Here is a 12,832-nt window from a genome sequence, read left to right as displayed (position 1 = left end):
GATCCTGACGTCTTACAATATCGTCCGTTTAGAAATGGCAGCGATGGCGAAAGAGCACAAAGTTGAGCCGCTTAGGATAAGCTTCCTCAATGCGCTATATCTCATCCAAGATGAGTTTATCTGGGCGAGTGGCAGAAGTCCTGGTGCAGTCCCAAATGCACTAAAAATGCTTAGAGAAAATGGCAAACGGCTGATATTACCTAACAAGAGAAAGAGGAAAGCGTACCCTCGGGCAGTGTTGAAAAGACCCGCAAAATATCCAACCAGAACCAGAGAGAAAAAAGCCACTCGCTCTTAAGCGAGTGGCATTAAGCCAATGGGCTCGGTTTTTTTTCGTTGGAAAAAGAGCAGAGTGCAATTGCATTACGTATGTAATTTAAAGAGAAACAGCGCGCTAAGGCCTAGCCATTTGAATGAAAGCGCTTGCTTCTAACAGATACGATTCTACGGATGCGATTGTGATCCGTATCATGTAATATCTAAGACAATAAATTCGTGTTAGGACACAGGGTGCAATGCTTAAGGTAGCGATCAATGGATTTGGGCGTATCGGCCGCAATGTTTTACGCGCCGTATACGAAAGCGGAAAAAGTCAGCAAATTAAAGTGGTGGCGGTGAATGAACTTGCCCAGCCTGATGCGATGGCTCATCTTCTGCAATATGACACCAGTCATGGGCGATTCCAGAAAAAAATCACCAATAATCAGGAACACCTCTATGTCCATCACCAAGATGGTGATTACGACACCATTCGCCTTCTTCATTTACCTGATATTGAATTGCTTCCTTGGCGAGATCTAGACATTGATATCGTGCTCGATTGTACTGGTGTATATGGTAACCGAGAGCATGGTCAGGCACACATTGATGCAGGCGCAAAGAAAGTGCTGTTCTCCCACCCAGGTAGTAATGATCTCGATAACACCATCATCTTTGGTGTTAACGAAGATTCATTGACCTCATCTGACGTGATCGTTTCAAACGGTTCTTGCACCACAAATTGTATTGTTCCCGTGATAAAAGTACTGGATGAGCAGTTCGGCATTGAGTCGGGAACAATCACAACAATTCACTCTTCAATGAATGATCAGCAGGTGATTGATGCATATCACCCAGATTTGCGACGCACACGTGCTGCAAGTCAGTCTATTATTCCTGTCGACACAAAATTACATTTAGGAATTGGAAGAATATTTCCGAAATTTTCTGACAAATTTGAAGCAATTTCAGTTAGAGTTCCTACCATAAATGTCACAGCGATGGATTTGAGCGTCACAGTTAACACAAAAGTGAAAGTTAATGACGTAAATCAATCACTCGAAGAGGCTGCTCGGTGTACATTGAACGGCATCGTCGATTATACCGAGGCACCGTTAGTCTCGATTGACTTTAACCATGACCCCCACAGTGCCATTGTCGATGGCTCGCAAACACGGGTGAGTAACCACAACTTGGTGAAAATGCTGGTGTGGTGCGATAACGAGTGGGGATTTGCTAACCGGATGTTAGACACCGCGTTAGCCATGGATGCAGTTTCCAGTGGCTCGAAGGCTTGAGTCACGGCTTTTACTCAGTAAGAGCTAAAGCAAATTTATTAATTTTTGCAACTTTAGAGAGAGGACAAAATGTCTGTAATCAAGATGACTGATCTGGATCTGGCTGGCAAACGCGTATTTATCCGTGCTGATCTGAACGTACCAGTAAAAGACGGAAAAGTAACTTCTGACGCACGTATTCTAGCGTCAATCCCAACCATCCAAGCCTGCCTAGATGCTGGCGCGAAAGTGATGGTAACTTCTCACCTAGGTCGTCCAACTGAAGGTGAGTACGCGGAAGAGTTCTCTCTACAACCTGTTGTTAACTACTTGAACGACGCGCTTGATTGTGACGTTAAACTAGCAAAAGACTACTTGAACGGCCTAGAGCTGAACGCGGGTGAGCTAGTGGTTCTAGAAAACGTTCGCTTTAACAAAGGCGAGAAGAAGAACGAAGACGAGCTGTCTAAGCAATACGCTGCACTGTGTGACGTATTCGTGATGGATGCATTCGGTACTGCTCACCGTGCTCAAGCGTCTACCTACGGTGTAGGTGTATTCGCACCTATCGCGTGTGCGGGTCCTCTTCTTGCTGCTGAACTTGAAGCACTAGGCAAAGCAATGGACAACCCAGAGCGTCCATTGGTTGCTATCGTTGGTGGTTCTAAAGTGTCTACTAAGCTGACTGTTCTTGAGTCTCTGTCTAAAATTGCTGACCAATTGGTTGTTGGCGGTGGTATCGCGAACACCTTCATCGCAGCGGAAGGCCACAATGTGGGCAAATCACTGTACGAAGCTGATCTAGTAGACACTGCTAAGAAGCTAATGAAAGACTGTGCGATTCCAGTCGCGACTGACGTTGCATGTGCAAAAGCATTCGATGAAAACGCAGAAGCTGAAATCAAAAACGTTGCTGACGTTCAAGATGACGACATGATTTTCGACCTAGGTCCTCAATCAACTGCAGCACTTGCTGAAATCATCGGTGCAGCGAAAACTATCCTTTGGAATGGTCCAGTTGGCGTATTCGAATTCAAGAACTTTGAAGCCGGTACTGCAGGCATTTCTAAAGCAATCGCTGAATCTGCAGGTTTCTCTGTAGCGGGTGGTGGTGATACATTGGCAGCTATCGACAAGTTCGGTATTAAAGCTGATGTTTCTTACATCTCAACTGGCGGTGGTGCTTTCCTTGAATTCGTTGAAGGTAAAGTTCTTCCAGCAGTAGAAATGCTAGAAGCGCGCGCTAAAGCGTAATTCATGAAGCGGAGGTTAATAGCCTCCGTTTTTTTATGTGTCTTTCGCCGAGAATTACGCGCGAAGATGCATACACCAAAGACAAAAACTAATGTGTTTGGTGAGACGTTTGGGTACAATGCGCAGCGCTGATCGCAAACGTTTGCCGATTTAGCCGAGTTGGTTGGGATATAGCCAGCTTGGTACTGATTCATTCAAAGACTACAGAGTAAATAGGACTATTGTCATGTCTAAGATTTTTGATTTTGTAAAACCTGGCGTTATCTCTGGTGACGACGTACAGAAAGTGTTTGAAATTGCTAAAGAGAACAAGTTCGCTCTTCCAGCGGTAAACGTAGTAAACACAGATTCAATCAACGGTGTTCTAGAAGCTGCTTCTAAAGTGAAAGCACCTGTTGTCGTTCAGTTCTCTAACGGTGGCGCAGGCTTCTTCGCTGGTAAAGGCGTTAAGCTAGAAGGTCAAGGTGCACAAATCCTTGGTGCTGTTGCTGGCGCGAAATACGTTCACGCAGTAGCTGCTTCTTACGGTGTTCCAGTTATTCTGCACACTGACCACGCTGCGAAGAAACTTCTTCCTTGGATCGACGGCCTTCTAGACGCTGGTGAAGCGCACTTCGCTGAAACTGGCAAGCCACTGTTCTCTTCACACATGATTGACCTGTCTGAAGAGTCTCTAGAAGAAAACATCGAAATCTGTGCAGCTTACCTAGCGCGCATGGAAAAGATGGGCATGACCCTAGAAATCGAATTGGGTTGTACTGGTGGTGAAGAAGACGGCGTAGACAACTCTGATATGGACGCGTCTGAGCTATACACTTCTCCAGAAGACGTTGCATACGCATACGAGAAACTGAGCGCTATCAGCCCACGTTTCACTATCGCAGCATCTTTCGGTAACGTACACGGTGTTTACCAAGCAGGTAACGTTGTACTGACTCCTACTATTCTGCGTGATTCTCAAGCTTACTGTGCTGAGAAATTTGGTATCGCACCAAACGCATTGAACTTCGTATTCCACGGCGGTTCTGGTTCTTCTGAAGCAGAAATCCAAGAGTCTATCGGTTACGGTGTTATCAAAATGAACATCGATACTGATACTCAGTGGGCAACGTGGGACGGTATCCGTACTTACTCTGCAGACAACTTTGATTACCTGCAAGGTCAAATCGGTAACCCAACTGGCGAAGCTGCTCCAAACAAAAAATACTACGATCCACGCGTATGGCTACGTGCAGGTCAAGCGTCAATGGTTACCCGTCTAGAGAAAGCATTTGCTGACCTAAACGCAATCGACGTTCTGTAAGTTCGTTTTTTAAAAAAACGGATTACAAATCTCTCAAAACCCGCTAAATTTAGCGGGTTTTTTTGTGGCTGAAATTTAGTCATGTAACCAAGCCAATTCTAATTGTTGGAAACGACAGGAGGGGTTGGCTTGTGTGATCTTAAGATGAGAGAAAGAGATGACTGAGCAAAATGCGATGCTAGCTGTTGAAGAAACAGCAAATGAAGCAATGAGTTGGTTGGCGTCAAACCATGAACTGATGATTCAGTATGGCGTGAATATTATTACCGCAATCATGATCATGCTTGTGGGTAATTGGGTTGTTAAGAAAGTCGCTGGCTCTGTAGCCGTTGTTCTTAAAAAGCGTGAATTGGACCAATCGGTTGTCGATTTTATCGAAAACTTGGTTCGCTACGTGATGTTTACCATCGTACTGATTGCAGCTCTAGGCCGCGTTGGCGTTGAAACTGCGTCTATCGTTGCGGTGATTGGTGCGGCAGGTTTAGCCATTGGTCTAGCACTTCAAGGTTCACTGTCGAACTTTGCTGCAGGCGTATTGATTGTGACGTTCCGTCCATTCAAGTCTGGCGACCATGTAGAAGTGGGCGGTGTATCAGGTTCGGTTGCGTCGATTCAAATCTTCTCAACCATCTTGACCACACCAGACAACAAAATGGTCGTTGTACCGAATGGCACCGTGATTTCTAGCCCGATCACGAACTACTCACGCCATGATACTCGCCGTATTGATTTCGTTATCGGCGTGTCTTACAAGGCTGATCTTAAGAAGACCAAAGAAGTGTTAACACGCGTTATTAAAGCTGACCCCCGTGTTCTGCAAGATCCTGAGCCAACCATTGGTGTGCATGCATTGATGGACTCTTCAGTGAACTTCGTTGTTCGCCCTTGGGTAAACACCTCTGATTACTGGGCAACGTACTTCGACTTGATGCAAGCCATTAAAGAAGGCCTGGACGAAGCGGGTATCGAAATTCCATTCCCACAAATGGATGTTCATTACCATGCTGCGGCTGCAGAAGTGAAGGCGAAAGCCAACGCGGAGAAACAACCGGTTGCTGAAGCGGTTTAATCCCTCGCATCCTGAGAAAAAGCCCTGCAAATATGCGGGGCTTTTTTATATCTATGACACAGATAAGTCACAAAAAGATCAGCTCAATCGTTTTAAATTTGAGACAGTTTTCAATGCTGCTTAAACTGTACACTCTCTCCTGATTTTTACCTGCGTAACTGAGTCAGGTAATTGAGGTGCATCGGCTCTCTGATGTATTTCAGGAAGGTTTAGTTAATTAAAATTATCAAGGACATAGCAATGGAAGATGCAACTCAAGGAGCGGTTAACTGGTTTACAGAAAACCAAGATATCCTACTGCAATATGCAGTGAACACATTGTCTGCACTCGTTATTCTCATCGTCGGTAACTGGGTCGTTAAAAAAATCGCGAACACTGTGGCGAAGGTTTTACGTAAGAAGCAACTTGATGAAAGTGTTATCGAGTTCGTTCACTCTTTTGTTCGTTACCTACTTTTCGTTATCGTTATCATTGCGGCACTTGGCAAACTAGGCGTTCAAACAGCGTCAGTGGTTGCTGTTATCGGTGCGGCAGGTTTGGCGGTTGGTCTAGCACTGCAAGGTTCTCTTTCTAACTTCGCAGCGGGTGTGTTGATTGTTGCATTCCGTCCATTCAAGTCCGGTGACTACGTTGAAGTGGCTGGTGTTGCGGGTTCTGTTGAATCTATTCAGATCTTTTCAACCGTGCTGACCACGCCAGACAACAAAATGATTGTTGTGCCTAACGGTGGCGTTATCTCAAGCCCAATCACTAACTACTCACGCCACAACACACGTCGTATCGACTACGTGATTGGCGTGTCTTACAGTGCTGATTTGAAGAAAACCAAAGAAGTGTTGGCGCGTGTTATTGCAGCAGAATCTCGTATTCTTCCAACGCCAGAGCCGACCATTGGTGTGGTTGAGCTTGCGGATTCTTCTGTAAACCTTGTTGTTCGCCCGTGGGTGAAAACAGCAGATTACTGGGGCGTTTACTTTGACCTTCTTCAAGCCATTAAAGAAGAGCTTGATAATGAAGGTATCGAAATTCCGTTCCCGCAAATGGACGTTCACGTTCAGAAAAACGACGCATAATGTAGTCTGTTTTTCCTAGGAAAACGCCAGCTTCCTCTTTGGGAGGCTGGCGTTTTTTTGTCTGGTCTTTACGTAGAGGTGGTGTGTGTAAACATTATGGGTTTGTTGCTCCAGTGGTGCTTTGAGGGATTAACCCTTGATCGAGTTAAAACAATTGAGGGCGCGCTGAGGAATTTTCTTGCGTAGACGCGAAGGCTTTCCTAATTTGCGTATCTGAGGTGATGTCCCTAGCTTCTTTGAGGTATAGGCTTCCGTTTGAAGTGTTGAGCTTGATCATCAAGCATGACTTTGATGTGGTGGGATCGTCGACGGCACACAGTTAAGAGATAGCAGCGCGTTTACATAGAAGGAATTTGATTTATGAGCAATATCCCATCTGAGCTGAAATTTACGGCCTCTCACGAGTGGGTACGACCAGAAGGTGACGGCGTATATTCTGTGGGAATTTCAGACCATGCACAGGCCCTACTTGGCGATATGGTGTTCGTTGATTTGCCCGACGTTGGTGACACGGTTGATGCGGGCGATGATTGTGCCGTTGCAGAGTCAGTTAAAGCAGCATCGGATATATACACACCACTGACGGGCGAAATCGTTGCAGTGAACGAAGATTTGGACGGTTCGCCTGAATTGGTTAACTCTGACCCATACGGCGATGGTTGGCTGTTCCAGATCCGCATCTCTGATAGTTCAGAACTTGATGAGTTGATGGATGCTGAAGCGTACACTGATGCGATTGAAGAAGACGACGAATAAGTTTGTTTTCTTGGAATAAAAAAACACCGCGGGCTCCGCGGTGTTTTTGATCAAGCGATGTGTCCAAATGGACACTCAAAGTTTGGCGCTCCGCGCCCCTAGTGCTGCTGTTTCAGACGTTTAATTTCAGCATTGATTTCACTGACCGTGCGGTAGTGCTCAATGTCTGCATTAGACTGTGCTTGCACCATTCCCTGATGAAATTCGAAATCTCCTCGACCGTCGATATAAATGCGTCCTTGAAACAAACGGTAGACGTGTTTAGCTATCATGGTAGGGACATAACGATTAAACATCCGCATTACGTAATTCCTTTTTCGTTTTTATGTCCGTGCCTCACGGCACTGCTAGCCAACCGCTTAAAGTGCAGAGTAAGATTCTGCATTTTTGGCGGGCGGCATTATAACGATGCAGTGATGACTACAATGTGACATACAAGGCACTTAGCCCAAGAAAAATAGAAAGACTTGTACGAATAAGCGATTGGTCACATTCCAGAAAGTTAGACAGGCGTTGTATTATCTAGCACGTAAATCTGCCACTTGCTGGATGACAGTGCGCTGAATGGTTTGGCGGATCCACGTATTCTTCGCGTTATTGTCGTGTTTCTTGTGCCAAATCTGACGGATAACGAAATCGCTGACGTTGACGGGGGCTGGGCTGATTGCCAAAGTGTCGTTGAACATTTCGAGTTTTGCCATCAATTCGGCAACGGTGCAGAGTAGGTTGCGGCCGGAGAGCAAATGCCTCACCGTGAGGAAGCGTTGTGAACCCATGACAACCTGTCGGTCACACCCTAAGGCACGCAATGTGTCATCCACAGGGCTGCTGAGTTGACCATCAACGGTCACAAGGGCATGAGGTGTTGATGTGTAGCTCTCTAAGCTTAGAGGGCTAGAGAGGCCGGTAGAGTGCGGATCAAACAGGCAGACATGTCGCTCTGTGTATAAATCTTCCATGATAAGCGCCGTATCCTGCGGCTCTACTGCCCCTAACACCACGTCAACATGATCCGATTTAAGCGCTTCGCGATAATTCACGCGATCAATAGGGCGACAACTTAACTGGCAATGTGGCGCTTGGCGGCGAAATTCATCAAAAAGCACTGGTGCAAAAACCAGTTCGGCGTAATCGGTCAGCCCGATGCGAACTGGCCCATCATAGTGCTCGGGTTCAAAACGTACTGGCGTCAATATGTCGCTGGCGATGGTTTCAAGAAGCTGTTCGACAACAGGTACGAGTTCTAACGCTCGGGTCGTCGGGAGCATTTCATTTCCTTGCCGATGAAACAAAGGGTCATCAAGCAAGGTGCGTAAGCGAGACAGGTTGTGGCTCATTGCCGATTGGCCGATAGATAACTTTTCAGCCGCGCGAGTCACGCTGCGTGATTCCATCAACGCAGAGAATGCGACCAACAAGTTAAGGTCAACACTGCGCCAATTTACCTGTTTCATACAGGGTTAGCTCGCGTCTTCTCGGCGAATGTCTGCAACGATTGGGGTGCACAACTCGACAAGATCTTGATAAGCCATTTCCACGCCCGCCATGGGCGAACCGCTGCTGATGTTGATCAGCTCACACTCGCTTAGTGCCGCATCAAAGATGATGGGGTACATCTGATTGACTGCTACGGGCGTGACCATGCCTGGCGCATAGCCTGTCATGGAAATAACGTGTTTGCTCTCAACACAGGTCATGCGTCTAAGCCCCATGACGTCGCGGACTTTGTTTGGATCAACCGATGATGTTCCCGGAACACACGCCAACACGATGTTGCCACCCATGTCTTTCATCAACATGGACTTCACCATTTGGCGAGGGTCAACACCGCGCTGTTGCGCGGCATCGGCAATGGTGGTTGCTTCTGTTTCATGAGGCAAAATGCGGTGTGCAATCTCGTGATAGCGAAGCACAGATAAAATCGGTGTATCAAAATCTGTCATTCTAAAACCGTGAACTCTCTAGGTTGGTCTGTCGATTACGCGTCTTCTAGACTGTACGGCAGCGGCAATTTCTGCCAAATCTCCGATGCATCAGCAAGGCGGAATTGGGTGTCATCGTCGAGGTTGTTTGGCATAACAACCAGAGCCAATGCTTGACCATTGTCGAACTGATAGCCAGACAAAATCGTGCCGCCTGAACGCCAGTTTTCCCCCACGCTTCGCTCCATTGCATCACCTGCTTTCGGTGCAGTGCTTGCTTCACCTTGCAGTAAGTAGGTCGCGCGTTTGTTGATGCCACGGTATTTAGCGCGCGCCACGGTTTCTTGGCCGGTGTAACACCCTTTCTTAAAGCTGATGGCATCCAACGCTTGTAGGTTCAATGACTGAGGAATGAACTCGCTGGAGGTTGACGCTGAAAGGGCAGGGATTGCAGCACGAAGCTCTAGCAGATCCCACAGGGCTGCATCGCTTAACGTTGCGCGATCGCCAAGCTCTGACAACAATTGGTCCGCTTCAGATGCCTCAATGGCCAACATCCAACGGTTTGGCGCAAGGCGAACGGCGGTGCCGGTTTGCGTTGCGCGCACATCACCGTCACCAATGTAACGAGAGAGCATGGCGTTATCGGCTTTCTCACCGGCTATGCCGAGCAATACCAGTTCGCTTGTTTCAAACGTCACCTTAGAAAAAATGCCGTATTTTTTAATTTCGGTAAGCTGCTTTTCTGCGATAGAAGAAGGCTGGGTATAAGCAATACCATCTAGATGGTGGAACATTCGCAGTGCAGACCACACCTTACCTTTTGCATCACAGTGTGCTGCAAGGGTTGACGCGGTTTTATCGAGTGAAACCAAATCACACGTTAGCTGACCTTGAAGGTAACTGATGGTGTCATCACCTTTTGCGATGATCAGCGTGAGCGTATCAAGCGCGATCACTGACAGTGCTGGTAACTCGCTGTCCGGAGAAAGTGGCAGGCGTGGGAAGTCGTGCTGTTGGTACCAGTTTGTCATGGTATTTCTCGCTTCATTTTCAATGCTGTTATGTTAATGCTGCCATGGCGTAAAGTCAGCACTTTACATCTTCTAACTTTTTAAGTGAGGGTGAGTTAACTAGATCACAAGGTCTAAAGGTGTCTGATAATGGAAATAGCGCCGCGCGCAAGGCACTGATACTATTTGTGTCAGAATTTTTATTGATGTTTAACGAGGTAATCATGCTGACCGCAGAAGATAAAGCGCGGGTCAAATGGGCATGCCGTCGCGGTATGTTGGAATTGGACGTTATCATTATGCCTTTCTTTGAAGAGTGTTTTGATGATTTGACTGAAGCCGAAAAACGAGATTTCGTTGCTTTACTTGAGTGTGATGACCCTGACTTATTTACATGGTTAATGGGACACACACGCAGTGAATCACCCGTGTTGTCAGCGATGACGGACAAGATCATTGCTCATAACCGAAGCAAGTTGCGTTAATACGTCTATCGGTCAATCCCGCTTGCTTTCACGCTGTGTGGTGGTGGGATTTGTGCTGACGGGAGTGCTTCTGTTCTCCGTCAGCGCCTTACCTATTGAAGCCAAAGCGCTTTGTATTCCCTTCCTTGCTAATGAGTATCGCCGTCTTTCTTGGCGATTGTCTTCGACAGAACTCGCTACGCTTCAACTTGATACTCAAGGCCGTTGTTTGCTGAATAGCCATGTGTGGCATGTCCATCGTGTTCACTTCCTTAGTGGGTGGTTGATGGTGATTGATCTTCATAATGGTCAGCAACGACGCCGACTCCCTTTCTTTAAAGATGCCTTTTCCGAATCCACCTATCGCCACCTCAGTCGGGTATGTTTGGCAATAAAGGTGTGATTTCGATCTCATAACCTTGTCGTTTATCGTATAACGTCCCTAAAAAAACCATTCACTCTGTCGATAAATGGGAATGCGTTTGTGAACACTCATGCGCCCAAAGACGTTTATAGGGAAGACACACGATGAAAATAAGAACCAAGCTCTACGCACTTACTGCATTCTCTGCTGTGTCCTTGATACTGTTTGCAACCATAGGGTGGCAGGCTTCTGACAGGTTGGTTGAACTCAAAACCAAACAAACACTCATCTCCGATCTAGAAGTGCGTTTATTGAATTTAAGGCGTAACGAGAAAGACTTTTTAGCGCGATTGGATGAAAAGTACGTGGATAAGTTCGCCAATAACGTGGCGATATTTGATCAAAATCTAGAGACGCTAAATCAACAAGCGCAAAAATTATCCCTTGATTTACCGCAATTGAGCGCTGTTTCTCGTGCCATGGAAAGCTACAGCAATGGCTTTAAAACATTGGCGAGCAGTTATAAAACACTGGGTTTGCGTCGTGAGTCGGGGACGTGGGGTGAGCTTACTAAGGTGAATGCCGCACTGCTTTCAGATCAACCCAATAACGCAGACATCGAGCACGCGGTAACGCTTGCTCGTTTGTTGGTTGCTGATACAACAGAAACGCGTTTTGACGAGTACCTTTCATCATGGGACGAAATGGCATCGCGCACTAATGCGCCTAAGCTGGATGAGCAGCGGGCATTGGTCACGCGTTACATGCAATTAAAGCGTGATGTCGGGCTAAACCATAAATCAGGTTTACTTGGTAGCATTCGTGGTCAAACCCATCAGGTTGAAGCTGACTTTGATTCAATGCGCACACAATTGAACCAAGAATTGTCCTCTTCAGAGAAAAGTCTGATTGTGTCATCGGGCAGTGTGCTGGTGGTGATTTCACTTCTGTTGATCGCGTGTTGCATATGGTTAAACCGAGACATTCAAGAGCGTTTGAAAACGCTGACAGACACCATGGAAAAAGTAGCATCAGAACGAGACCTCACCCTTCGCGCCAATGAATCAAGCAATGATGAAATTGGTTTGGTGGCGAGAGATTTCAATACCGTGCTTCAGCATTGTCAGACGCTCATTGCTGGTGTGAAAGTGTCGATCACCACGTTAAATGCAACGGCATCAGATGTGCGTTCAAGAAGCAGTGATGCGGAGCGCGCGCTTGATCAGCAGCAATCAGAGGCTGAAATGGCGGCGACGGCAGTGAATGAGATGGAAGCAACCATTCGTGAAATTGCGTCGAACACAGAATCTGCTGCTGCAAACGCAGATCAAAGCCTGTCCCGTGCTCAGAAAGGGCACAAAACCGTGCAAGCAACGCGTGATGCCATCGTATCGCTCTCTGACGGTTTGGGCATGGCGAATACTGATATTCATAGCCTTGTGTCACTTTCCCAAGAGATTGGCAGTGTGGTGGATGTTATCCAAGGTATCTCAGAGCAAACCAATTTGCTTGCGCTGAATGCGGCGATTGAAGCGGCACGTGCGGGTGAGCAAGGGCGCGGTTTTGCAGTGGTTGCGGATGAAGTACGCTCACTTGCTACGCGTACCCATAAATCGACGGAAGAAATCGGCAATATGATCACTTCGCTTCAGCAGCAAACCAATGAAGTGGTGGCGCGTATCGCGACATGCCAAGACCAGAGTAATACGTCGGTCAACTATGTGGAAGATGCGGCTTCTGAACTTGATAACATCATCATCGATATGCAGCAGATCATGGATGTGAGCACGCAAATTGCGGCGGCAATTGAAGAGCAAAGCATGGTGGCGAGAGAAGTGAACGTGAATGTGCACTCTATTCAAACCATCACATCTAAAAATACTGAAACGACAGGTGAGAACGCACGTGCTGCTTATCGTGTGGCGGAGCAAAGTGAAGAGCTGGAGCGTTCGATTGCCGCCTTCCGATCTTAAGAGATAGCCGTTACTAGCATGTGTCAGCAAGACATGAAAAAGCCCTCATTCGAGGGCTTTTTGCTACCGTGGCGTTGGCCATTTACCTTTTAGGAACATGGCAAC

13 protein-coding genes and 1 pseudogene are annotated in these 12,832 nt (G+C 46.9%); 10 read left to right on the top strand and 4 right to left on the bottom strand.

Features of this window, described 5'->3' with window-relative positions; genetic code table 11:
• From BM082_RS18885 to gcvH, 7 genes and pseudogenes are all read left to right on the top strand, one after another.
• Positions 1–298: pseudogene (locus tag BM082_RS18885) on the top strand (IS4 family transposase); the annotation flags it as partial.
• 217 nt (positions 299–515) lie between these two features.
• The gene (epd, locus tag BM082_RS18880; RefSeq protein ID WP_017011784.1) at positions 516–1,556 is read left to right on the top strand and encodes an erythrose-4-phosphate dehydrogenase; all 1,041 of its coding nucleotides are present in this window, start codon (positions 516–518) and stop codon (positions 1,554–1,556) included.
• A gap of 69 nt (positions 1,557–1,625) precedes the next feature.
• A complete protein-coding gene (locus BM082_RS18875) occupies positions 1,626–2,789 on the top strand; it encodes a phosphoglycerate kinase (RefSeq protein ID WP_017011785.1) in 1,164 nt (387 codons plus the stop codon).
• 226 nt (positions 2,790–3,015) lie between these two features.
• Positions 3,016–4,092, top strand: coding sequence for a class II fructose-bisphosphate aldolase (gene fbaA, locus BM082_RS18870; protein ID WP_016960320.1), 1,077 nt, complete (start codon positions 3,016–3,018; stop codon positions 4,090–4,092).
• Positions 4,093–4,249: 157 nt separating this feature from the next.
• Positions 4,250–5,161: a small-conductance mechanosensitive channel MscS gene (gene mscS / locus BM082_RS18865; protein ID WP_074928159.1), complete on the top strand. Its 912-nt coding sequence runs from the start codon at positions 4,250–4,252 to the stop codon at positions 5,159–5,161.
• A gap of 240 nt (positions 5,162–5,401) precedes the next feature.
• Positions 5,402–6,235 carry a small-conductance mechanosensitive channel MscS gene (mscS, locus tag BM082_RS18860; RefSeq protein ID WP_017011787.1) on the top strand — a complete coding sequence of 278 codons (834 nt, stop codon included), beginning with the start codon at positions 5,402–5,404 and terminating at the stop codon, positions 6,233–6,235.
• 360 nt (positions 6,236–6,595) lie between these two features.
• Entirely contained in the window at positions 6,596–6,991 is a 396-nt protein-coding gene (gene gcvH, locus BM082_RS18855; protein ID WP_017011788.1) for a glycine cleavage system protein GcvH, read from the top strand.
• 98 nt (positions 6,992–7,089) lie between these two features.
• On the opposite strand, the gene BM082_RS18850 is transcribed toward gcvH, so the two are convergent.
• The 4 genes from BM082_RS18850 to ygfZ form a co-directional block, all read right to left on the bottom strand.
• A complete protein-coding gene (locus BM082_RS18850) occupies positions 7,090–7,293 on the bottom strand; it encodes a DUF1107 family protein (protein ID WP_017011789.1) in 204 nt (67 codons plus the stop codon).
• A 216-nt stretch (positions 7,294–7,509) separates the two neighbouring features.
• On the bottom strand, positions 7,510–8,445 hold the full coding sequence (locus tag BM082_RS18845) for a LysR family transcriptional regulator (RefSeq protein ID WP_074928157.1): 936 nt from the start codon (positions 8,443–8,445) through the stop codon (positions 7,510–7,512).
• Between the two features lie 6 nt (positions 8,446–8,451).
• Positions 8,452–8,934 carry an aminoacyl-tRNA deacylase gene (locus tag BM082_RS18840; protein WP_017011791.1) on the bottom strand — a complete coding sequence of 161 codons (483 nt, stop codon included), beginning with the start codon at positions 8,932–8,934 and terminating at the stop codon, positions 8,452–8,454.
• A 35-nt stretch (positions 8,935–8,969) separates the two neighbouring features.
• On the bottom strand, positions 8,970–9,947 hold the full coding sequence (gene ygfZ / locus BM082_RS18835) for a tRNA-modifying protein YgfZ (RefSeq protein ID WP_074928155.1): 978 nt from the start codon (positions 9,945–9,947) through the stop codon (positions 8,970–8,972).
• Between the two features lie 203 nt (positions 9,948–10,150).
• Here ygfZ and BM082_RS18830 point away from each other — a divergent pair, with 203 nt between their 5' ends.
• The 3 genes from BM082_RS18830 to BM082_RS18820 all read left to right on the top strand — a co-directional run bounded on the left by BM082_RS18830 (position 10,151) and on the right by BM082_RS18820 (position 12,727).
• Positions 10,151–10,411, top strand: a complete 261-nt coding sequence (locus tag BM082_RS18830) for an FAD assembly factor SdhE (protein WP_017011793.1) — start codon at positions 10,151–10,153, stop codon at positions 10,409–10,411.
• Positions 10,383–10,793, top strand: coding sequence for a protein YgfX (locus BM082_RS25200; protein ID WP_208862539.1), 411 nt, complete (start codon positions 10,383–10,385; stop codon positions 10,791–10,793). The genes BM082_RS18830 and BM082_RS25200 overlap by 29 nt, the downstream gene beginning before the upstream one ends.
• A 125-nt stretch (positions 10,794–10,918) precedes the next feature.
• On the top strand, positions 10,919–12,727 hold the full coding sequence (locus BM082_RS18820) for a methyl-accepting chemotaxis protein (RefSeq protein ID WP_017011795.1): 1,809 nt from the start codon (positions 10,919–10,921) through the stop codon (positions 12,725–12,727).
• The last annotated feature ends 105 nt before the right edge of the window (positions 12,728–12,832 follow it).

Origin of the sequence: Enterovibrio norvegicus DSM 15893 (assembly GCF_900115495.1) — a bacterium.
GTDB classification, from domain to species: Bacteria; Pseudomonadota; Gammaproteobacteria; order Enterobacterales; family Vibrionaceae; genus Enterovibrio; species Enterovibrio norvegicus.
This window is presented reverse-complemented; position numbering and strand designations above follow the sequence as displayed.